Source organism: Streptomyces hypolithicus, assembly GCF_052934925.1.
In genome coordinates this window covers 896,902-919,088 of sequence record NZ_CM128811.1, presented here as the reverse complement: position 1 = coordinate 919,088, position 22,187 = coordinate 896,902, and the positions used below count along the sequence as shown (strand labels likewise).

Genomic DNA, 22,187 nt, shown 5'->3' with positions numbered 1-22,187 from the left:
CCTGGTAGAAGGGCTCGGCAAGGACATGCCCCGACCGCTCGGAGGCACTGCCCTGGACTCAACAGCCCCGACGCCAGGAGCAAAGGCCACAGCCTGCATGCCCGGGCGGCGGCAGCCGACGGCCCTGGGGCCCCGTCTTCGCCGGCGGGAGGCCCGCGAGCTACGAGACGGCCCCATTTTCGGGGGAAGCGACCGGGTGCCCGCTCTACCGCCGTCCGGACTTACGAACACCGGGGCCTCGTGTTGCGTGGGGCTGGGGTCAGTGGCTGGTGAGTTCGCCGGTGAGCTTTCCGTGAAGGTCGGCGCTGGGGTCGTTCAGGCCGATGATCTCCACCGTTTTGCCGCGCTGTTTGTACTTGGTCTCGATGGCGTCGAGGGCGGCCACCGAGGAGGCGTCCCAGATGTGGGCCGCGGAGAGGTCGATGACGACCTTCTTCGGATCGCCGGCGTAGTCGAACTGGCCGACGAGGTCGTTGGAGGAGGCGAAGAACAGCTCGCCAGTCACGGAGTAGACGACCGTGGTGCCGTCGGGGTCGGTGACCGCGGTGACCTCGGCGAGGTGGGCGACGCGCTTGGCGAAGATGACCATGGCGGCGATCGATCCGGCGACGACGCCGATGGCGAGGTTGTCGGTGGCGACCACGCAGATCACGGTGATGCCCATGACGGCGATCTCACCGGCGGGCATCCGCTTCAGCGTCTTGGGGGCGATGGAGTGCCAGTCGAAGGTCGCGAAGGCGACCATGACCATGACGGCGACCAGGGCGGCCATGGGGATGTCGGAGACGATGGGGCCGAAGACGATGCACAGCACCATCAGGAACACGCCCGCCAGGAACGTGGAGAGGCGGGTGCGGGCGCCGGAGACCTTAACGTTGATCATCGTCTGGCCGATCATGGCGCAGCCGCCCATGCCGCCGAAGAAGCCGGTCACGATGTTGGCGATGCCCTGGCCGATCGACTCGCGGGTCTTGGAGGAGTGGGTGTCGGTGATGTCGTCGACCAGTTTCGCGGTCATCAGGGACTCCATCAGGCCGACCAGCGCCATCGCGAACGCGTACGGAGCGATGGTCGTCAGGGTGTCCATGGTAAACGGCACGTCGGGCAGGCCGGGTACCGGCAGGGAGGAGGGCAGGTCGCCCTTGTCTCCGACGGTCGGGACCGCGATTCCTGCGGCGAGGGTGATCACGGTCAGGATGACGATGGAGACGAGCGGCGCCGGGATCACGGTGGTGATCTTCGGGAAGAACACCATCAGGGCCAGGCCGCCCGCGATCAGCGGATAGACCGCCCAAGGGACGTCGTGCATCTCGGGGACCTGGGCCATGAAGATCAGGATGGCGAGGGCGTTGACGAAACCGACCATCACCGAGCGCGGCACGAATCGCATCAGCTTCGCCACCCCCAGCGCACCCAGGACGACCTGGATGACCCCGGCCAGGATGACGGCGGCGATCAGGTAGCCCAGGCCGTGCTCGCGGTTCAGCGGCGCGATCACGAGGGCGATGGCGCCGGTCGCGGCGGAGATCATCGCGCGGCGGCCGCCGACGATGGAGATGACCACGGCCATGGTGAACGAGGCGAACAGGCCGACCGCGGGGTCGACACCGGCGATGATCGAGAACGAGATCGCCTCGGGAATCAGCGCGAGCGCGACCACCAGGCCCGCCAGCACCTCGGTACGCCAGACCTTCGGGTTGTTGATCCAGTCGGGGCGCAGGCCGCGCAGCCGCGCGGCGGGAGAGACCAGGGAAGAAGACAAGAGAAAAGGGAACCTGTCGTGCTCGGGCACACTCCGCTTGGCAGGCCGGGGCGTGCGGGAGGACGCAGAGGGGCCGGGCCGGCACCCTGCGGACGGCCCGCCAAAGGGCGGGCCGGAAGTCGAGAAGGGACGGAGCAGGGCATGCGCGAGGGCGCGGCCGGATCACGTCCGGGGGAAAGACGTCACGGCGGGCAGGCGGCGGCGATGGGCGTCATGGGCTCGCACACGCTCTCTCCTGCAAGAATCGGATCTTCGCCGGGGGCGCCATCGACCCCGCGGCAGCAGCGGGGCAGTGCGGGCCGCTCTCGCCACCAGCAACTCTACCCTAACGTTAGAGTAGGGATCGGTGGGGTTGCACGGGACGCGGCCCGCCACAACGAGAAGGGCCAGGACACGGGCGTGGACGACAAGCACATGCAGATCGGCGAAGTCGCCGCGCGGACGGAACTGTCCCTGCGCACCATCCGGCACTACGAGGAGACCGGCCTGGGCGCCCCCTCGGCCCGCTCCCAGGGCGGCTTCCGCCTCTACACCGAGACCGACGTGCAGCGACTCATGGTCATCCGCCGCATGAAGCCGCTCGGTTTCACCCTCGACCAGATGCGTGACCTGCTGGATGCCACCGACCGCCTGGACGCCGACGCCAGCCTCGGCGCAGGTGAGCGCGAGGCCCTGCTGGGCCGCGTGCGCGAGTTTGAGCAGGCCGCCAACGAGCAGGTCGACAAACTCCGGATCCAGCTGGCCCGCGCCGAGGATTTCGCCGCCACCCTGGGCGCCCGCCTGGAGCAGAAACTCCCCGCCGCCCGCCCCTGACCCCCCGGCGTCACACTCGAGCCGGCGCCGCTTCCCCCTGCGGACTGCGCGGCCGGACACCGTCACCGCGGTCGCGGCCAGGTCCAGTTCCAGGCGGCTGTTCACGTCCGCAGGTGACTGACCGTGCCGCGTCGGCCGGGTTCATGGGATCCTCATGGGCCGTCCCGAACTGAAGAGATGGGCCCACGGCCAACACCTGTACGAGGTCCTTGGGATCCCGAGCACGACGCAGTGATCCCAGGGCCGGACCACCCGATGCGGACATCAATTCGATCCCTCGCTCGTGTCGGAGCAGAACGCGCGGGCTCCCAGCCTCATTTCCCCGCGCATCTCCTGTTCGTACTTGCGCCCTCCGGAGGTGCTATGCAGCAATCCGGCATTCACAAGGCAGAGGTCGATGTAGTCGAACCTCGTCGTCCACTTCGTGCGCTTCAAGCGGTGGCGCCGCATCGTCGCGGTGGCGGCCTGCGAGTCCCCCACCGGCAGTCCGAACGCGACCGGAGTCGCTGTGGAACTGAGGCGCATCAGCCCCTCTGCCTGAGCGGTCCTACAGACCATCTGAGGTCGTCCCTCGAACACCTCGGTGCGGCAAGTGGTCAACGGTCAGCAGCAAACCCTGTCCACAAGGAGGCGTACCGCAGCTGGTGAGGCGACCCCGGCGGTGTGGACACTCTGACAATGGATCTTGCAGATTCAAGGAAGGGTGTCCTGGTGGGACGGAAGTCTCCGTATCCGGCGGAGTTCAGGAACGATGCCGTCGCGCTGTACCGCGCGGCGGGTGGGAAGCGCGCGTATGCGGCGGTGGCGGCGGATGTTGGGGTGACCGGCGAGACGCTGCGCAGTTGGGTGCGCCAGGCCGATGAGCAGGCGGGCCGCGGCAACCGTGACGAGCCGGTCGCCGAGGGCAGGGATGAGGAACTGGCCCGGCTGCGGGCGGAGAACGGCCGGCTGCGCAGGGCGGAGAAGGAATGGGAACTCGAGCGGGAGCTCCTGCGCCGGGCGGCCCAGTATTTCGCGATGGAGATGAGGGCATGACCCTCCGCTGGGGCTTCATCTCCGACAACCGGGCCGACTTCGGCGTGCAGCGGATATGCCGGGTGCTTCAGGTCTCGCGCTCGGGCTTCTACCGGTGGATCGCCGACGCGAAGGCCCGCGAGGTGCGGCAGGCCGCCGACGATGCCCTGGCCGCGGAAATCCGCGAGATCCACACCGACCACAAGGGAACTTACGGAGTGCGGCGTGTCCATGCTGAGCTGCTGGGCTTCGGACACACGGTGAACCGCAAGCGCGTCGAGCGGCTCATGCGCAAGCACGGCCTGGAGGGCCTCCATCTGCGGCGCCGTAAACGCACCACGGTCCCGGACCGCCTCGCACCGCCTGCCGCGGACCTCGTCCAACGTGACTTCTCCGCCGGGCAGCTGGACGAGAAGTGGTGCGGTGACATCACATATGTGCAGGTCGGCGGGTCGTGGCTGTATCTCGCCTGCGTCCTGGACATCTGCTCACGCCGGGTGCTCGGCTACTCGATGGCCACCCATATGCGGGCCGAGCTGGTCATCGACGCCCTCAAGATGGCGGTGGCGGCCCGCGGCGGTCACGTGGACGGCGTGATCTTTCATGCGGACAGGGGCTCGCAGTACACCGCTGCCGCGTTCGCGCAGGTCTGCGACGGTTTCGGGATCCGCAGGAGCATGGGCCGGGTCGGCTCGAGTTACGACAACGCCCTCGCCGAGTCGTTCTGGCAGGGCCTCAAGAGGGAGACGATGCACCAGAGGCTGTTCTCGACGATGCGTCAGGCGAGGCTGGAGATCTTCCAGTGGCTGACCTACTACAACGCCCGCAGACGTCACAGTGCCCTCAACTACCTCTCACCGGTGGAGTTCGAACAGCAGCATCTGCGAGCAGCTAAACTCTCAATCGCGGCATGAGCCCCTGTGTCCACACTCCGGGGGACGCCTCAGCCCGCTGGGCCGGGTCCTGCGCGGACAGTTCGGCTTCTTCCCGGCCGGCGCGCAGGTCGAGGTGGCCCTGCAGGAGCAGGCGGGCCACCTCCGGTGCCCCTGCTTCGGCTTCCTCCTCCACCCGATCGTGCGACAGACCCAGAGCCTCGGGGCTGGAGAAAGTACTGATGAGGGAAGTGAGGCAAGAAACTGCACGGTCAAAGGGGTCAGCCATCACGGCGGCCGGATACGTTTCGAGCATCGGGCTCTCGCTTTCCGGGCATTCGACTGGTTGGCACCTTCGACGCTAGGGACGAGAGCCCGAGTCCACACCGGCGCGGCCGGGCACCGCGGTGGGCCGATCCCGCTCCGGCGCACCCGAAGCAGTGGGCACCGCATCCGGCGCGGCGAACAGCCCCGGCTCCGCCTCGGTCAGCCAGCCCCGCTCGACCAGCCGTTTCAGCTTCGACCTGAACCCCTCGACCTTGCTTTTATCCCTCGACAGGCCCAGCGCGGCACACAGATGATGCGCGCGCATCGGATGCACCGCATCCGCGAGCACCTCGACGATGTCCCGGTACACCTGCGGCAGTTCAGCCGCGGCAAGACCGGGCCGAAAGTCCGGCACCAGACGCACCCCCACCGGCGAGGCGGCCCCCGCCCGGACCTCCTCGACCGGCCCCGAATCCACCGGCTCAGCCTCCAGCCGATCCTGACCGGGCCCGGTGACCGTGCCGTCACCGGACAGGATATCCGTCATCGTCTCCCTCGTGATCTCCAGCCGCGAGAGCATCGCCTGGTGCTCTGCCAACCGATCGGACAACTCCTCGATCCGGGCCCGCAGTTCACTGACCCGCTCCCGCTCGGCAGCCTCCCGCCGTTCGATCTCCTCTTGCCACGAGACCATCGCCACCACCCCGGAATCCCGACCAGCCGACACCACGACGATCGGGCAACTCCCCCCAGTCAGCAACCACGCAGGTCAACGGCAGTCCACAACTCACTCAAGAAGAGCCGCACCCTAAGGTCTTCAGTGCCGTGCTCGGCTAGCGGTTGAGCGCTGCTGCACCAGGACTTGGGGAGATACGGACCGAGCGCGGCGTAGACCTCGCGGGCCCCTGCAGGCGGTCCGTGCGATCAGGGGCGAGCAGCACGGCGAGCAGGTCCTGGAGGCCGGAAGGAATCTGGGTGCCGAGGGCGGCGACGGCGGGCGGAGGGCTGGCCAGACGGCTCCGCAGCTGGACGACGGGCGGCTCCGTACCCAAGGGTGTTGATGCCACCAGCATTTGGTGGAGCAGGCAGCCGACGCTGTACAGGTCGCTGCGGGCGTCGATTTCGCCGGAGACGGTGAGCAGTTCCGGGGAGGCGTAGCGGGAATTGCGCGGCTCACCGCTCGCGGTGAGCCGGGTGCCCCGTTGCGTCATGTGTTCGACGAGACCGAAGTCGAGGATCTTGAGTACGCCGTCGCGTCGGACCATGACGTTCGCCGGTTGCAGATCGCGGTGCACCAGGCCGGCCGCGTGGGCGGCCGAGAGACCGGACAGATCTGGGCGGCGACGGCGGCGGCCGACTCGGTGTCGAGGCGCTCCCGCTCGTCGAGGACGATGCTCAAGGTCGCGCCGTCGACCAATTGCATGGCCAGCCAGCACAGTTCGCTGGTGATGTCGGCGTCGTACACCGTGGCGACATTGACATGGTCGAGCGCTGCTGCGGCCTTTGCCTCCCGCTCGAAACGGAGCCTGAGGCGTGCACGGTCGGCGGGATCGTCGAGGATGCTGGAAGCCAAGGTCTTCACTGCCACCTGGCGCAGCAGGCGCTCGTCGAGGCCGCGCCGGACCTGGGCCATGGAGCCATGGCCCAGAGACTCCTCAAGGCGGCAGCGCTCGCCGAGCACGGTGCCGCGCCCGATGCTTTCCATGCTCGCCCGTGCTGGACCGCCAGTGTAGGCGGGGCGGGAGAGGCGAAACACACGATCGACGAAATGGCTGTGAACTCTGTCAATGATTGACTGGTTGTAAGGTGGCTAGGCTACCGTGATGGCGTCCCGCGTCCGGTCCGTCCGAAACTCGCCCCCCCCGCTCGGAGAAACTAGATGTCAGACCCCATCGACGCGCCCGTCACTCTGGCCGGAATCGCGCGTATCGCGGGAGTCGGTCGAGCCGCGGTGAGCAACTGGCGGCGCCGCCACGACTCGTTCCCGACCCCGGTCGGCGGGACGGACGCCAGCCCGCAGTTCTCCCTGGCCGATGTCGAACGCTGGCTCCATGCCCAAGGGAAGGTCGAGCGGATCGGGCTGCGCGAGCGACTGTGGCCGCACTACGAGGCGCTGGGCGACCGCGCGGTCATGGGTGCGGCGCTCGCGGAAGCCGGCGCCCGTCTCCTTGCCGCGGAAGGCGGGGATCGGGTCGTCCCCGAGCAGACGGCCCTTCCGGAAGAGGCCGCCCGTGTGGTGGACGAGACAGTCGAGGCCGCGCGGCACGAAGGAGGCAGAGAGACCTTCGACTTTCTGCTGTCGCGCTGGCTCGACGCCCATGTGCGCCAGGTCAGCATCACCCCGGCTCCGCTGGCCCGGCTGATGGCGGACATCGCTCTGGCTGTCGGGGGTGGAGAACCCGGAGGCAGGGAGAGGAGGGCGACCGTCCTCGACCCCGCATGCGGTATCGGCGGGCTCCTTATGGCCGCCAGTGAGTGCTTGGGGGGGCGGAGGGCGGAGAACGACTCCATGGCTCCGGTGCTCCTCGGGACCGACCAGGACCCGGAACTCGCCGCGCTGGCGGCGGCCCGGTTGGGTTTTGCGCACGTCGACGGGGGAGGGGCGAGTGCGGAGATCAGCGCAGGGGACTCGCTCCGTGCCGACCCGTACGCTGCTGTGCGGGCCGATGTCATTCTGTGCAACCCCCCGTTCAACGCACGCGATTGGGGGCACGAGGAGCTGGCCACCGACCCCCGTTGGGTCTATGGCCTGCCGCCAAGGACGGAGCCCGAGCTCGCCTGGGTCGAGCACGCACTGGCGCGCCTGGTGCCGGGTGGCGTGGCCGTACTTCTGCTACCGCCGGCGGTAGCCTCCCGGCGTGCGGGCAGGCGCATCCGCGGGGCGCTCCTGCGCACGGGCGCGCTGCGGGGGATCATCGCGCTGCCGGCTGGGTCCGCTCAACCGCACAGTGTGTCACTTCAGTTGTGGATCCTCCGGGCGCCCATGACCGATCGCGGGGCGGCTCCCGGTGAGCACCTGTTCCTGTTTGACGCGGCAACCCCGCAGGGGACGGTGCGGAGAGCCCAGGGCATCGACTGGTCACGGTTGAGCGGCCGCGTTCTCGGTGCCGTGCACGCTCATTCCTGGTCCGGGGACCGGACGGAGGGAGCGGGGGAATCGCTGCCCGAGAGGTGCGTCACCGTCCCTGTGATGGACCTGCTCGACGAACAGACGGATCTCACGCCCGCCCGTTACGTACCGGAGGCGGCCGTGGATGCCCAGGCCGAGCTCTATGATTCCTGGGGGCGCTTGGACGGCCTGCTCGACGCGGTACGCGGCCGTTCCCGGACCCTCGCAGCGATCGACCTGTCAGTTGGGGGCGATGCGGCGTCCACGATCACGGTCTCGGACCTGGACCGTGCCCACGCGCTCAAGCTGCGGCAGGGGCAGACGCCCCCCGGTGAACTGCTGCACGGCGACGCTCTCCCGCACGGTGCGGTACCGGTTATGACCGTTCCCGACCTGATCATGGGCGGGCGGCCGGGTGGTTGGCTCTCCGAGGACGAGGTCGAGGAGGGCGCCGGAACCGGCTCGCTCACCGTGGCCGAACCCGGGGACATCGTCGTGGCAGGCGTCGAACGGGCCTTTCGCGTATGGGTCCAAGTGGACACACTCCTGGTGCTCGGTCCTCAGCTCTACGCACTGCGCCCGGACCCCGAACTCCTCGACCCCTGGTTCCTCGCGGGCTGCCTGCGCGCTCCGGCGAACGCGCGGCAAGCCGGCTCGCACACCTCCAGCTCGGCCCGTATCGACGTACGCAAACTTCAGGTGCTCCAGCTCTCCCTCGCCGAACAGCAGCCTTACGCGCTGGCCTTCAGGGAACTTCTGGCACTGGAGGAGTCGCTCCGCTCCGTCGCGGCGGTGGGCGAGGATCTGGTGAGGAGCCTCGGAGACGGGCTCGCGGCGGGAAAGCTGGACCGATCGGGCCGATGAGCCTGCCGGCCCCGCATCACCGAGGCGCCCGCGTCGGGTCGTCCGTCTGCGCTTCGAAGCCCAGCTCCTCAAGCTCGATGCCGACCTCGTGGCACCGCTCTGCCAGTGCCTGAGCTCGAAGGCCAGTGACTTGGGGGAGCGCTTCGAGCACCGTGGCCCGCGCCACCGCCGCAGGGAGCAGGTCACCGAAGGGGATACGGCACTCTGCCGCGCCGAGAGTGCCTTCCAGGTGGTCGGCCAGATCGTCCGGACCTACATTGCCCTCCGCCCGCAGGACAAGCGTCTCGTAGAGCGCGATCGCCTCCTTACAACGCCCGGCGATGCGCATGCCGTTCGCGGCCACGCGCAGGGCCGTACGGACCCGTGGGTCGAAGGCTCCCCAGTCCCGGCGGGCGGCCGGGAGCAGCTCCGCCAGCTTGTCGACCGCGCTGGCGAGCTCACCGGAATCGGTCTCGGTCTCCGCCTCGGCGGTGACCTCCTGGAACGTCCTACGACTGAGAAACCCGGAAGCGTGGCGCCTCCTGATCGGCCTGGCTGTGGCCGCCGGTGTCGTGGGAGCGACGGGCAGGTCGTACTCGTCCGGCAGGCGCAACGGACGCGTAGGGTCCGGCTCCAGGCGAGGGGAGGGGGCGCCATCGCCCGGGCGGGGCGCGTACCGTCGCAACACCTCCGCGACCGCGCGGGCGTTCTCCGGCCGGTCCTCCGGCTCCTTGGCGAGCAACTTCAGGACCAGCGACTCCAGTTCCGCCGGGATGTGTCCAACGTGACAGGTCGGCGGGATCGGAGCGTCATGCACATGCTGGTCCTTCAGGCGGTCGCCGGAGAACGGTGGGTGTCCGGTCAGCAGGTGGTATAGGACGCAGCCCAGCGCGTACAGGTCGGTCCTCGGGGTGATCTGGCGTTCCAGGATCTGCTCCGGGGCCTCGTACCCCCTGCTGCCCACGGTGGAACCGTGCTGGGTGTAGTCCGTAACGCCGGGCCAGAGCGGCTTGGCGATACCGAAGTCGATGAGGACGACCACACCGCTCTCATCGATGATCAAGTTGTACGGCTTGAGGTCGCGGTGCACTACCGGCAGGTCGTGGGCGCAGGCCAGCGCCTCGGCGATCTGGACCCCGATGGCCGCGCCGACCTCAATGGTGGGGGTGTACCGGTCCAGGAAGCGGTGCAGGGGTTTGCCATCGACGAAGCGCATCACCAGGTAGGGCTCGGAGCCGTGAATCCCCTGGCCGTACAGCTCGGGAATGCTCCTGTTCCGCAGTCGTCCGAGAAGGGCGCCCTCGCGCCGGAATCGGCCACGCATGCGCGTGAGCTCGGCGTGCGCCTCGTCGCCGTTCAGCGAGTCCAGGAGATCGCTCTCCATACGCAGGCACTTGACGGCCACCAGTCTCTCGTCCTGCAGGTCTCTCGCCTGCCAGACCACGGCCATGCCGCCGCTGCCCAGGTGCTTGAGCAGTTTGTACCGGCCGCCCAGCACATCGCTCTTCTCCATGCCCGCCCCTTGCCTGTGAAGCGTCCCGCTGCCGTCGTCAGAGAAGCGGCGATAGTGGCGGGGTTTCCGGATCCGCCCGCTCGTTGCGTGGCCGATGCGCCAGTGTAAAGCGATCTGTCTCGTATTCGTGAATGGACTAAGTTCACAGACCTCGTGTGTCATGCTGGTGTCGCCCGGACCTCGACGCGCCGTCCTCTGCGGTGTCGGTCGGGTCGTGCTGCCGTATCGCTTGGAGGAGACTATGAGCAGTTGGCCGCGCCCAGCCGGAACCAGTGGTGACATCCGACTGGTGCGTACGAACCTCGGTGCGGCGCGGCTCGACCCCCGCGATTGTCCGACGAAGCGCAGCAGTGACGCCCGCCCGATGCTGACCGCGCATCCCGAACCACCCGAACTCGTCGAAAAATTGCAGGACTTCACCCTCAAAATCTTTATGGATGCGCTCGACCTGATTGAACACGAGCACAACGACCCGGAGGAGGTGATCGGGGAACTCCGGCGCACGAAGGGAACCTTCGGGCTATATCGCCGCCGTGAAGCACATCCCTTGCTGCTGTCCTGGTCGGCTGAGGCGGTCCAGCGTTATTTGGCGGCCCGGGCGGCGGACCAGTGCTCCCGCCAAGCCGCAGGGCTCCCACTCACGGTCCCGGTCCGTGATGTCTGGGTGCTCGGCAAGGACCCCGGGCCGGTCGACAAGCGGGGCGCGGACACCTATGAGATGACCGCCTGGGGGCGCCGATACGTGGCTCCCGGCGGTTCCACCAGGGAGTTGTGGCTGCTGACCTTCGGGGCGGCGAAGGACGATCGCCCCGAAGCGGAAAAGGCTGCAGCCGCGTACGTCGCGGCCCGGGGGCGGCCGGCGGGCGGCGGCTGGAGGAAGCGGAACACCCCGGTTCCGGTGGACCAGCTCCCTGAGCACCGCACCGACCTGCCCGAACAGGTCCGAGTCATCGAGTTCGGCTGCGGAGACGGCAAGCACAAGCAACTGCTCGACTGGAACCGACAGGAGGCGCGGCAACACTTCACGGCGGACGGATGGCCCGTGCTGCTCCAGGCCATCGACGGTACGGGGACCCGCCCCGGAACCGGCTGCGTTGACTGCAAGGCGCTGGCCGGTTGTGACGCCCTCCCGCGCAGCCCGGAACTGCTGAGGATCGAGCCGCCGGAGCCCCGGCGCTCCCGGCGCAGCGTCTCGGTCACCGATCTGCGCGCCTACCGGGACTGCCCGGCGAAGTATCACGTGACCCGGCAGCTCAAGCTGCGCTCCTCGAAGCCCGAGAGCCCGGAAGTGCGACGCGGTCGCGTGGTTGACGACGTCCTGAACCAGCGTCACGGCATCCCGCCCTACCGGAGCTGTGAGGAACTTCCCGGGCCGGCGGACCCGGCGTCCTGGGGCGCGGGCAACCTGCACCTCAGTGGCAAGGAAGCGCTCGACGGCGCTGCCATGCTCGAACAGCACGGCTTCTACTGCCCGTTGGACGGCCTCGCCGCAGAGGAAGAGGTGCGTGTCCAGTACCAGGTGACCTGCTACGACCCCGATCTCGATCTCGTCCTGATAGCCACCCCTGATCTGCTCCACACCCGCCAAGGGGGCTGGATCTGGCGGGAGACCAAGACCGCGAGCAGGTATTTGTACGAAGGGGAGCCACTGTTGAGGCGTTACCCCCAGCTGGCTCTCGGCGTGCTGATGCTGGCCGCCGACGTCCTGGGCGGAGACGTGGCGCGCTCCCGGGTGGAGCTCGAACTGCTGCACACCGACGACGTGACCTTCGAGGAGCTGGACCCTTCGCGCCCGGGGATCGTCGACGAAGCGCGAGAAGTGATCGCAGGACTTGCCCGCCCCTGGGTTCGAGACCAGGACTACCCGATCGATCCAGGTCGGCACTGCGGCAGTTGCGAAGCCCTCGAATGGTGCCGTCCGGGCATCGAACATCTCGCCATGGCGGAGAAGGAGCCCCGATGACCACCGCTTCCGACTCCCACGCCGCTCAGCTCGGCGACTGGCTCGGCTTCCCTGATGTACGCCTCGTCCGTACCCTGGCCGGCGCGGTGATCCAGCTCGCCGACCTAGGTTCCCTCTCGTCCTTCAGGCTGCCCTATCCGGCCGAAGCACAGCGCGCACTGGACCGGACCGTCCTCGCCTGCCTTCTCCGAGGCGTCGAGGAGATCCCCCGCAGCCTCCCGGAACTGCTCTTCTGGTGCCACAGTCGCCCCTTGGAGGACTGGCCCCTCGACCTGCCGCCGGACGCCTTCGGACCGGACGACTTCCTGGTGGACCCCGAGGCGCTGGTCCCCACCCAGCTGTGCCACGAGTGGTGGATCAGAGGCAAGGACGCCGGTGCCGCGCAGTTCGACCGGGAGGTCATCCACACGGCGATGCGCCTGTGCCGCAATGCATCGTCGCCAGAGTCCTATGTGGCCTTCCGCAGGCTCCTGGTCGAACGCCCAGTGCTCACCGGAGTGGAACGGTTCGAGATCGAGACCGATTTGTTCCTCGCCCCCGTGCAAGAACTCCTGGACCAGTGCTACGCGGCGGTCCCGGCTTCCTACGAACACGAGGGCGGCTACGCCACCTGCGGTCGCTGCCTGACGCTGCTCACGCCGGTCGCGGGCGGGGCATGGTGGTGCGAGCGTGACCGGTGCCGCCGTCGGGGTGCGCCTCCGCACGGGCGGACCCTGGAGGGAGCGGACGCGGCCGGACTGCTGCAACTGATGCGACCCCTAAGGCAGTTCGTCACCGGCCCCGGACGCGCTGAGGTCGAACTGGCGGGTCGCCTGACGGCGCTCGGACTCGAGATTCAGCTCTGGCCCGGATTCGACGCCTACGACCTGCGTGTGACCTTCCCCGACGGGTACGTCTGGGCCATCGACGTCAAGGACTGGAAGCACCCAGGATTGCTCGGCCGTGCCGCCAAGCCCGTCCGCCCGGAACCGCCCTACGACGAGTCGTGCTGGGTGGTCCCCCGTGAACAGGCCGAAGCCCATCGCGACTACCTCGGCACGTACCGACGCAACCGTCCCGCCACGGCCGAGGGGCTCCCCCTGTTCATCGACGACCGGCTCGTTGCACTCGCCACCGCCCGACTCCGCGGGACGGCCGGCCCCCAGCTGACGGACCTCGCACCGACGAACGGATCTCCCCGTGCGTAACAGCAGCGAGTGGTACCAGCCACTAGCCAAAGCCCTGGAACCGGTCTGGCCCCAGGAACACCAGGACGTGAAACCCTCCCTGCTCTGCCAGGTGGAACTCGGTCTCTACCTGATGGAGAGCCTCGACCCGTCCCGCGACGCCCATGGCGTCTACACCCTCCTGGGCGGCTACCCCTTCTCCGTGGCCGCGGGCCTCGCTACCACCCCGGCACAGCGTGCCCGGCTGGACGTGGCACGCCACCTGCTGTGGAAGCTCCGCCGCCGCCGGATGTGGCACCAGTGCATGGAGACGTACGTCCAACTGCCCGAACGGCTCCGCGGATACCGGCTGCCCGAGGGAGGAGGGCCGGTGCGGCGGGTCGAGCCGACAGTCGCAGGCGACCGCTTCGACAGGTTCGATCATGCGCTGTCCCGGCTTCCGGACTTCGATCAGCGCCTGCTGAAGCTTGCCCCGGCAGGCCAGTCCCGATTCACTGAGCGACAGCGCCAGGCGTCTGTAACTGTCCCCGAGCAGTTGTGTTTTCCACCGGCCACCGGACACGATCTGAGCCGGGTGCCGGATACCGCTGGCCGCCCTCTGGAGATCCCGCTAACCGAACTCGCCGAAACTGCGCGCTGGATGGAGGAGGGCGAGGCGGCCCTTGGACTTCCCACCGGGAAATGGGTTCAGCGTCTGGAGGACCTGCAACTCGATGTCCTGTCCGTCGACGGGCTGCGCTTCGAGAAGACGGTGGTGCTGCGCCTGGATCAGCTGCTCCACCTGGTCGGCATGGTGGGCGCAGGGAAGAGCACCCTGATGATCCTCATCGCTGTATGGGGTGCCCGTAGGGAGCTGCGCACCACACTGGTCGTCGGTGATGTCGCCGAACAGCTCACCCTGGTCGGCCAGTTCCGGGATCTGGGACTCCGGGCTGCGCCCGTCATCGGCGGTACCACTCGTGAGCAGCACGCATCCCGGCTGCACCGCCGACTCGCCGCACGTGGCCAAGCTTCCCTGCTTCAGCACGACGATCCGGCCTTCGACATCCTGAGCACGGTATGTGTCCTCGACGCTCAGCGCGGACTGGAAGCGGCCGAACCTCTGCGCTATATCGACGCCCCCTGCACGGAATTGCGCCCGGTCAAGAAGCCTGGTCCGACGGCCGTCGGGGACATCCCGATGCCCGTGTATCGGCACGACATGGCCGAGAGGCACGCTGACGGGGGAGCGGAGGGAGCGGCGCCGGAGGCCGCCCGGTCCGACCACGGCTGCCCGGTGTGGAGCGTCTGCCCCCGGCACGCCACCGACCGTGAGCTGGTCGACGCCCTGATCTGGGTGGCCAACCCGGCCAGCCTGCTGCAGAGCGCCGTCCCGAACCACCTCAACGCCGAACGGCTGAGGCACCTCGAACTGGCCTGCTTGCGAAGCGACATCGTCATCGTTGACGAGGCCGACCGCGTGCAGATGCAGTTCGACACCGCTTTCGCCCCGTCCGCCACGCTGATCGTGCGCGGTCCGGAATCCTGGCTGGACCGGCTCGGCATCCACAAGATCGACGAGTTGGCCCGGCAGGGCCGTCTTCCCCTCTCGGTGCGTGACGTCGAACGCTGGTCGGCCTCACTGGAGCTCGTTCACACCGCCACCAACCGCCTCTACCGCAGGCTGATCACCGAGGACGACCTCGTCAAGTGGGCGGACATCGAGTACTTCAGTGCCTGGACCCTCCAGGAGAAACTCATCAATGAGTGGTACCCCCGTCTGCGCGCCGATGGATCTCTCCCGGACGGGATCGCCTTCGACACCGAGGTGTACGACTCCGACGGCGAGCCCGACGGTCTCGTATCCATGCCGCGCACTCCCGGTACGGAACCGTGGGAGGCACGCCGCAGCGAAGTGACCGATGCCCTCGATGCCTTCCGCGACGACCCGCTCGGAGATCAAGGCCCGCACAGCGACCTCACCGACACTCTGATTCGCAGGGCCGGAGATCTCCTGCACAATCTCGACCAGACAGTCGCCAGTCGGCGTGTCCGATCCGTACTCGACACTCTGCTCGTCGGATCACCCCTGTTGGACGGTTCCCTGCGCCAAGAGGCACCCGGGCCGGGAAAGCCCGCCCGGGATCCCTCGGACATGTGGGGGGCGGATCTATGGCTGGAACGGGAGGCCCGACGCCTCGAGTTCACCTTGGTACTGGCCGCACTGCACCAGCGCCTCGAACGTGTCACCTTCCTGTGGCCGCAAGCCGAGGCGGCCCTCCATCTGGACACCGCCGACAACGAACTGTCCCGCAGGCCGCCCTTGGACTACGCGCCGGTAGTGCCGGAAGCACCCATGGGTAACGTCCTCGGATTCCAGTACCTGCCCGAAGACCCGGAGCGAGGCCCGGACGGCGATGAACACCGCAGTGGCACCCTCCGCTTCTTCCGGTGCGCCGGTGTCGGCCGGGAACTCCTGCTCAACCTTCCCGCGCTGGGAGCCGACCCCGATGCGGGCCGACCCGGACCACACGTGCTGCTCATGTCCGGCACCAGCTGGGCCGGGACATCGACCCGCGCACACGTGATGGCCCCGGTCAAAGCCATCCTCAAACCCCACCAGACCGCGGTCGACTCCATCCGGCGTACTCACTTCAGCACGCTGTTCCTCTACGACGGAGAAGGGGCCCCGCTCACCCTCTCCGGAGCGAAACTCGACACCCGTGAACGCGTCCTTGCACAGATGGTCACCCAGCTCGGGAAGTCGTCCCCGGGCAGCACATCGCTCCTGGACCGGGAGCTGCGGCGGATCGAGGACGGGGAACGCCGCCGGGCACTGATCCTGGTCGGCAGCTACCACGACGCCAGGATCGCCGCCGACCTTCTCGAACGCGTGCCGCGCTGGCGCGGAAAGGTCCGGGTCCTGGCTTCTGACAAGGCGGAGCTGGACCACGCAGGCCCCGGCGACACGACCACGGACGACTTCACCGGCGCCTCCGCCGTACGCCGCGGGGACCTGGCAGCCTTCGCGAAGGACGAGGACGCTGAAGTCCTGGTCGCCCCCCTGATGGCGATCGAGCGCGGCCACAACATCCTCAACCAGAGCCACAAGGCCGCCTTCGGGACTGTGCTCTTCCTCGCCCGGCCCCACCCGCGCCCCGACGACCTCTCGCTGGCCGTCTTCGCCGTCAACGACTGGGTCACCAGGTTCGTCCGCGATCAGCCGAACGCCGAAGCGGGAACCTTCGCCAAGCTGGTGGCCGACGCGACGGACCTGGACGCCGCAGGGCTGGCCTTCCGCCTCGCGGCCCGGAAGGAATGGCGCCGACTGCTGTCCAGGCGCTACATCTACTCGCAGCTCAGCGACGCGGAGAAGACCTCCTTCGCATGGGACCAACTCGTCACCATCTGGCAGGTCATCGGCCGACTGGTACGAGGTGGGGTACCTGCGCGAGTCGTGTTCGTCGATGCGGCCTTCGCCCCCGCACTCGCCGAGACCGGTGCTCCGCCCGAGGCCGCGACCCGGAGCGGACGTCGGCGCAACGAAGACGGTCTGCTCATCAAGCTCCGAGACGTCCTAGCGCCCTACTTCGACGACGCGTCCGAACCCGAATCGTTTCCCAGCCCTGCTGACCCCGCCCTGGTGCGCACGCTCTACCACCCGCTCTACGAGGCCCTGTGCGGCCTGAGCGCCGGAAACTGACCCCCAAGGAAGCAGAAGGAGAGAGTGAACTCCCATGGCCGTCAAATACCGTGACGCCAGCCGCGCCGCCTACCTCCTCAAGTCCGACGCCACCCCCTGGACCGCCGAATATCGAGCGCTGCCCTTTCCCGAGCAGTGGCACGCGAGCATCCTGGAACTCTGCAACCTCGGCCGCGCTCCGGAGGCCGAGGCGTACCGCACCGCGCCCGTCGCGCGCTTCAATGGAGTCCTGCAGAGCCTCGCCCCCGGCCTGATCGTCCGAGGACGGCCCCGCGACCCGAGCCAGCAGGCCGAGGACTTCTGGCTCTATGCCCCGTACGACGTCTCCCACCCTCTGCCCGGTGACACCCTGGACCGGCTCACTGGCTCCTGGCTCAAGGATCTTCGTCCTGAACCCGAGCATCACCGCACCGTCCTTGACACTCACCTAGCGCTTCGCGCCTGCCCGCCGCAGTGGCAGGACGTCACCGTCGATCTCCTCGGCTGTCCCACGACCGGCGGTGGAACCGCTGCACCGCGCGACCGGCAGTACCAACTCGCGACCGATGCCCTGGCCCGGCGCATCATCGCTCTCGACCCCTACGAACACAGCGCCGGCAGCCTGTACTTCCGCGCTGTGCCGCGTGGCCCGCGCCAGCAAGGGGCGGAGCTCCTCTCGCAGCCACTCTCGCAGGTGGTCAAGGGACGCGCGTGGTGGTTCTCCATCGTGATCAACATCTCGCTGCACACCGTCCCCCTCGACCCCCGGCCGCGTCTCCACTTGCACACCGGAGTGCGCCGCTGGGCGACCCGCCTCGACGCGAAGAAGCAGCGGCTGCGGCTGCCGTATGGCCGCGACACCTCCGTTTATCTGCTGCCGGGCATCCCCTGGCTGCCCGGAGCGCCCACTAGCGACCGGTACGCGGTGGCGCGTCTGACTTGGGAACGGGGCACTCAGGGGTACGCCTGGAAGAACAACGGACCCGCTCAGATCCTCGGCAGGATGGCGCTTAGTAGTCCCTTTCCCGACCCGGACAGTCTGCTCACTGAACCTGAGGAGTGGATCGGCGACGGGATCGGTACCCGTGCCGCGGTCGTCCACAGCACACACATGGGTGCTCACGGCATTGGCACCGGCCTTATGTCGCACCAACGGTCACAGATCGTCAAGTGGGCCGAGGAGGCACTGCCCGAGGCGATGCGCCGGGTTCCGTCCCTCAGCCGGGCGAGCGCCGGCAGCAGCGCCCCGGCCAACGCCCGGCCCAAGCCCAAGGCATCGGAAAAGGCCACCGAGGCGGAACGAGAAGCCCTTGCACGACGGACCGCACTCGCGGTGGCAGCCAGGATCAACGAAGGACAGGCCCCCGCGGAGTCGGTCGGGGGCGCCGGGGACGTAGCGCTCGTCGAAGCACGGCTGCTGTGGCAGACCCCGTTGTTCCGGGATGCAGCCGTCGAAGCGCTTGCCGATGTGCTCGGGCTGGAGGGAGACGGAGGTCGGCCGGAGCCCGCCACCGCCGAGGAGGTGTACGAGCGGTCCGCGCCCGGTAGCCCGGTCATCCTCGAATGGAAGTCGCCGGAACTCACGCTTCGCCTTCGCTGCCTGCGCACTACTGGCGGAATCACTGACACCTTGGGCATCGACCCCAAGGCTCGTCCGAAGGGCAAGGCCCTTGAGGCGGGGATCACCAGCCGGAGGAAGGCGGCCGAGGCGTTCCTCGCCGCCGACGGAGCCGACCCGCTTCGCCCGGACTTCGCACTTGTGGAGATCGACCGCAGGCAGGACTTCGCCCACCGTCTGGACGACCCCAAGTACGCGCTCCGGCTGGGCTGTGCGGACGCAGGCGTGCTCACGCAGTTCGCGCTCGTCCCCAAGAAGGCCAAGGGGCACAACTCCGAAAAGAACCTATCCCACCGGGTCCATTCGGGATGGGAGGACGCCCTACGCCAGTACGGCGTCCGTGTTATGCCCGAGCACACACTCGGTAAGGCGCTTCCCGAGAACCTGCGCTACGTCGCCACGTACATGGTCAAGCGACGGAAGGACGGTCCCACCGGGCTGCCCCGCCACACGCCGGTGGCCGTCATGGTCACGCCGCTCGCTGCGGGCAGCGGCCTGGCGGCAGTCACAGGCTGGGATGAGCGGACGAGGCAGTGGATCCCCTATCCCCACTTCCTGCTCGGCCTGGTCAAAACAGCCGAAATTCCGGAAGTGAGTGAATCCACCGAGACCAGGGATGCCATGGACGCTGATGCCGCCGTCACCGTGCCCCGGCAGCGCTCGAAGTACCGTGTCTGGCACCAGAACATGGACGAGCAGCGCAGGGCCACCGCCCGCTATCTCCAGAAGATGGTCCACTCCCTCCGCGGCCGGCCGACTGTCCTGCTGACTCACTCTCAGAACAGCCGACTCCACTGGCCCTGGCTCCAGGACGGCCGAACCGAGCGGGACCTGATCAAGACCGGGCACGCGCAACCTGCGGGACTCGACCCCGACCTCCGGCTGATCCGCGTACGCACCGCGGCAGGGCGGGAGACTCCCCAGTGGTGGGGTAACGCCGCCCCCGGTGAGGTCAACGGCCTGCCCCAGGGGCTGTGGGTGGAAGTCGAAGACGCGGGCTGGTCCTCAGGGCGGGTCTTCTACAGCACCACTCCCAAGGCAGGCACCTTCCGGGACTCAGCCGTCGAGGCTGACAAGATCGCTCCCCGCCCCCTGCGACAGGGCCCCAACAAGGGCAAACCCACAATCGACACACACATCCCCGCCTGGAACCCAGGTCTGGTGGAGATCGCCGTCCTCGGCTGCCACCCGGACGACGGTGACTCGCCCGAAGCCCTCGCCCTCGCGGTGCACCAGCTTCGCCAGGCCCCCGATTACCTGGACGCACTTTCGCTGCCGCTGCCCCTGCACCTGGCGAGCCTCGCCCAACACTACGTTCTGCCGACGGTTGCCGAGGGGGACAACGAGGCCGAGGAATTCTCTCCGGAGGAGTCGGCCGCCGCCGAGGCGAAGAGTAGTGTCAATGGGCAGCGTGTAGTGGCGGCGCTGGGTGTGATCGCGGAGGCAGCGGACACCGAACCGGCGGACGTAGACCCGGAATGTGCGGAGGAGCCCGGTCTCGCGCAAGCGCCGGAGGACGAGCAGCTCTCCCTCTTCTCCTGAAGAGGCGGGCGGAGCCGGCAAGGGAGGATCGCGCTCCGCCCCGTGACACCCATTCAGAATTCGTCCCGCATGAATTGGGTGCTGCCTCTTGGCTCAGACCGTGGCATCGTAGAGTTCCCGGGACCTGTCGCGCATGAACAAACAGTGCTGACGAGTGCAGGAGACGGCGACGCCTAACCAGCACCTGGTTGAGGGCTGGCGTTCCTCATCTGCAGCGCGGTATTCGGACTCACGAAAGTCGCCCCGGTGGATCTTCGGCTGTCCGCTCCGCTCCGCGCCTCGCTGCAGTAGTAATCACGCTGCCATCAGCTTCACCTCGGCCGTCAGCCAGGCCGTCATCGGCGGACTGCTCATCGAGAGCGACTGCCGGCTGCGCGAGGCGAACGCCGGGGCCATCGCGTATTACCGCACGAACATGGACACACTCCTCGACGAGCTGGAGCGGCATTTCCCCGCGGAGCGCCGGGCCGAGCTCGGCATCTCCTGGAACCGTCCGGACGGCGGCTTCTTCGCCGTCGTCACCGTGCCCTTCGCCGCCGACCACAAGGCCCTGGAGCTGTCCGCGCGCACCTACGGCGCAATGCCGGGAAGCTTGGCTTGATCATCTCGTGTGGCTGTCGGGCTCCGCGGTGGTCGGCGGGGTTGTGTCGAGTGGGATGATTTCGATCCCGTATCCGGTGATTTTTGTGCTGCGGCTGGCCGGCCCGGCGGGTTTCGAGGGGAAGATGGAGCTGGGGCGTTTCACGGTCCGGGGGCAGACCCGCAGGCGTCGCTCGGCCGATCGCAGGTTCGCCAGCAGCGACGTGGTCATCTCGGCGAGGTGGGTGCCGATCCGCGCCGTGGTGCGGATCACGGTGTCCCGGGCGACGGTCAGGGCGACAGTGAAGGAGAGCCGGTCGGCATCGAGCCCGTGGCCGGCGGCGGTGGAACTGATCGTGCGGCGGATCGCCTGGTGGGTGACGAGATACGCCCAGATCTCCTGGTTGACCAGCGCGGGTGTCTTCGATCTCAGGACGGCGCGTGCCCCGCGCTGAGTGATCTTCAAGTCCCGGAATTCGAGCTCGGATTCCCACCGCTGGGAATACAGTGCGGCCAGTTCACCGGCGGGGAAGGCCGCAGGGTCGAGCAAGGTGGTGATGAGCCGGTAGGGCTCATGGCGTCGTGACCCGTCGGCGGCCTCGATGACGACCACCATCTCGATCACCCGGATCCGTACCGACCGGGGCCGCCCCGCCAGGGCTTTCGTGATGTTCTTGTGCGCGTGCCGGGTCGCGAGCCAGGAGCCGTCGGGCAGGACCTCGTCGGGGACCAGCCGCACCGCCGCCGAGATCCGCCACAACAGATCCGCCCCGCCGGCGGCGGCATCGACCCACAGCAGCCAGCCCGGGAATCCCCGGTCGGCCAGGACCAGCATCCCGGGGCGCATCCGGTCCAGCAGGCGCCGTGTCAGGTCCTGCTCACAGACCCGGCGGATGTCGAACGCCACCCCGAGCAGCGCCCGGGTCCCGCACTCGATCAGCGCGACCAGGCGGACCTGGGGGAACGCGGCGATCCGCCGCTGATTGCGGGTCCGGCCGAACACCGCGTTCACCGCGGTGTCGGCGACCTCGAGAAACGTGCCGTCCACCGAGGCCAGCCGAAGCCCCCGCCAGAACACCCCCGGCATCGCGACCGTGCCGACCGGCCCGGCGATCCGCTCGAACAGTAACCGGAACGGCTCCGGGCCCAGCGTGACGCGGCGCTGCCGCAGCGCCGAGGAGGAGACCAGCTGGCCCCGCGCGGCCAGCCGCGCCGTCCCACCGGCCAGCTTCGACAGCACCGACCGGTAGCCGTCTCTCGGGAACAGCGTCAACGCGAGCACGAAGAACACACACGTCACCGCGCAGAGTTTGCCGTCACTACGCCGGTCCCCGCGGCCGGAAGCCGCCAGCACATCCGTGACCATCCGCCGTGTCACAACCTGGCGCAACACACCCAGCTGCCCCGTCTGTCCCGCGCTCGCACGCGACGACCCCTCTATGCCAGACTCCCCAGACAACGAAGC

The 22,187-nt window shown here is 68.4% G+C and carries 12 protein-coding genes and 1 pseudogene; 8 read left to right on the top strand and 5 right to left on the bottom strand.

What is annotated here, in order from left to right; genetic code table 11:
- Positions 1-259: 259 nt before the first annotated feature.
- On the bottom strand, positions 260-1,762 hold the full coding sequence (locus ACU6WZ_RS04380) for a SulP family inorganic anion transporter (protein ID WP_447031793.1): 1,503 nt from the start codon (positions 1,760-1,762) through the stop codon (positions 260-262).
- 399 nt (positions 1,763-2,161) lie between these two features.
- Between ACU6WZ_RS04380 and ACU6WZ_RS04375 the strand changes: the two genes are divergently transcribed.
- The gene (locus ACU6WZ_RS04375; protein ID WP_447031792.1) at positions 2,162-2,575 is read left to right on the top strand and encodes a MerR family transcriptional regulator; all 414 of its coding nucleotides are present in this window, start codon (positions 2,162-2,164) and stop codon (positions 2,573-2,575) included.
- A gap of 711 nt (positions 2,576-3,286) precedes the next feature.
- Positions 3,287-4,503 (top strand): IS3 family transposase gene (locus tag ACU6WZ_RS04370; RefSeq protein ID WP_447031790.1). Its coding sequence is split into 2 segments (ribosomal slippage): positions 3,287-3,539 and positions 3,539-4,503, totalling 1,218 coding nucleotides; the frame shifts between segments, so codons are not numbered across the junction.
- 319 nt (positions 4,504-4,822) lie between these two features.
- On the opposite strand, the gene ACU6WZ_RS04365 is transcribed toward ACU6WZ_RS04370, so the two are convergent.
- A complete protein-coding gene (locus tag ACU6WZ_RS04365; RefSeq protein ID WP_447033846.1) occupies positions 4,823-5,422 on the bottom strand; it encodes a hypothetical protein in 600 nt (199 codons plus the stop codon).
- 139 nt (positions 5,423-5,561) lie between these two features.
- Positions 5,562-6,361, bottom strand: a pseudogene (locus ACU6WZ_RS04360) (serine/threonine-protein kinase).
- Positions 6,362-6,607: 246 nt separating this feature from the next.
- Here ACU6WZ_RS04360 and ACU6WZ_RS04355 point away from each other — a divergent pair.
- Complete coding sequence (locus ACU6WZ_RS04355; protein ID WP_447031789.1) at positions 6,608-8,701, top strand: N-6 DNA methylase; 2,094 nt, start codon at positions 6,608-6,610, stop codon at positions 8,699-8,701.
- Positions 8,702-8,717: 16 nt separating this feature from the next.
- Here ACU6WZ_RS04355 and ACU6WZ_RS04350 read toward each other — a convergent pair whose 3' ends face one another.
- The gene (locus tag ACU6WZ_RS04350) at positions 8,718-10,193 is read right to left on the bottom strand and encodes a serine/threonine protein kinase (RefSeq protein WP_447031787.1); all 1,476 of its coding nucleotides are present in this window, start codon (positions 10,191-10,193) and stop codon (positions 8,718-8,720) included.
- 241 nt (positions 10,194-10,434) lie between these two features.
- On the opposite strand from ACU6WZ_RS04350, the gene ACU6WZ_RS04345 reads away from it, so the two are divergent.
- From ACU6WZ_RS04345 to ACU6WZ_RS04325, 5 genes are all read left to right on the top strand, one after another.
- The gene (locus tag ACU6WZ_RS04345; protein WP_447031786.1) at positions 10,435-12,156 is read left to right on the top strand and encodes a PD-(D/E)XK nuclease family protein; all 1,722 of its coding nucleotides are present in this window, start codon (positions 10,435-10,437) and stop codon (positions 12,154-12,156) included.
- The gene (locus ACU6WZ_RS04340) at positions 12,153-13,343 is read left to right on the top strand and encodes a pPIWI_RE_Y domain-containing protein (protein WP_447031785.1); all 1,191 of its coding nucleotides are present in this window, start codon (positions 12,153-12,155) and stop codon (positions 13,341-13,343) included. Before ACU6WZ_RS04345 ends, ACU6WZ_RS04340 begins: the two co-directional genes overlap by 4 nt.
- Positions 13,336-17,004: a pPIWI_RE_Z domain-containing protein gene (locus ACU6WZ_RS04335; RefSeq protein ID WP_447031784.1), complete on the top strand. Its 3,669-nt coding sequence runs from the start codon at positions 13,336-13,338 to the stop codon at positions 17,002-17,004. The genes ACU6WZ_RS04340 and ACU6WZ_RS04335 overlap by 8 nt, the downstream gene beginning before the upstream one ends.
- Positions 17,005-17,038: 34 nt before the next feature.
- On the top strand, positions 17,039-20,143 hold the full coding sequence (locus tag ACU6WZ_RS04330; protein ID WP_447031783.1) for a pPIWI_RE module domain-containing protein: 3,105 nt from the start codon (positions 17,039-17,041) through the stop codon (positions 20,141-20,143).
- A 415-nt stretch (positions 20,144-20,558) separates the two neighbouring features.
- Complete coding sequence (locus ACU6WZ_RS04325; RefSeq protein ID WP_447031782.1) at positions 20,559-20,744, top strand: hypothetical protein; 186 nt, start codon at positions 20,559-20,561, stop codon at positions 20,742-20,744.
- Here ACU6WZ_RS04325 and ACU6WZ_RS04320 read toward each other — a convergent pair whose 3' ends face one another.
- Positions 20,745-22,115, bottom strand: coding sequence for an IS4 family transposase (locus ACU6WZ_RS04320; protein WP_447030240.1), 1,371 nt, complete (start codon positions 22,113-22,115; stop codon positions 20,745-20,747).
- Between the last annotated feature and the right edge of the window lie 72 nt (positions 22,116-22,187).

Bases quoted from the DNA above. Each gene is read 5' to 3' on its own strand.
- ACU6WZ_RS04350 (WP_447031787.1), bottom strand. From the start codon at position 10,193: ATGGAGAAGAGCGATGTGCTGGGCGGCCGGTACAAACTGCTCAAGCAC.
- ACU6WZ_RS04340 (WP_447031785.1), top strand. From the start codon at position 12,153: ATGACCACCGCTTCCGACTCCCACGCCGCTCAGCTCGGCGACTGGCTC.
- ACU6WZ_RS04365 (WP_447033846.1), bottom strand. From the start codon at position 5,422: ATGGTCTCGTGGCAAGAGGAGATCGAACGGCGGGAGGCTGCCGAGCGG.
- ACU6WZ_RS04355 (WP_447031789.1), top strand. From the start codon at position 6,608: ATGTCAGACCCCATCGACGCGCCCGTCACTCTGGCCGGAATCGCGCGT.
- ACU6WZ_RS04345 (WP_447031786.1), top strand. From the start codon at position 10,435: ATGAGCAGTTGGCCGCGCCCAGCCGGAACCAGTGGTGACATCCGACTG.
- ACU6WZ_RS04330 (WP_447031783.1), top strand. From the start codon at position 17,039: ATGGCCGTCAAATACCGTGACGCCAGCCGCGCCGCCTACCTCCTCAAG.
- ACU6WZ_RS04325 (WP_447031782.1), top strand. From the start codon at position 20,559: ATGGACACACTCCTCGACGAGCTGGAGCGGCATTTCCCCGCGGAGCGC.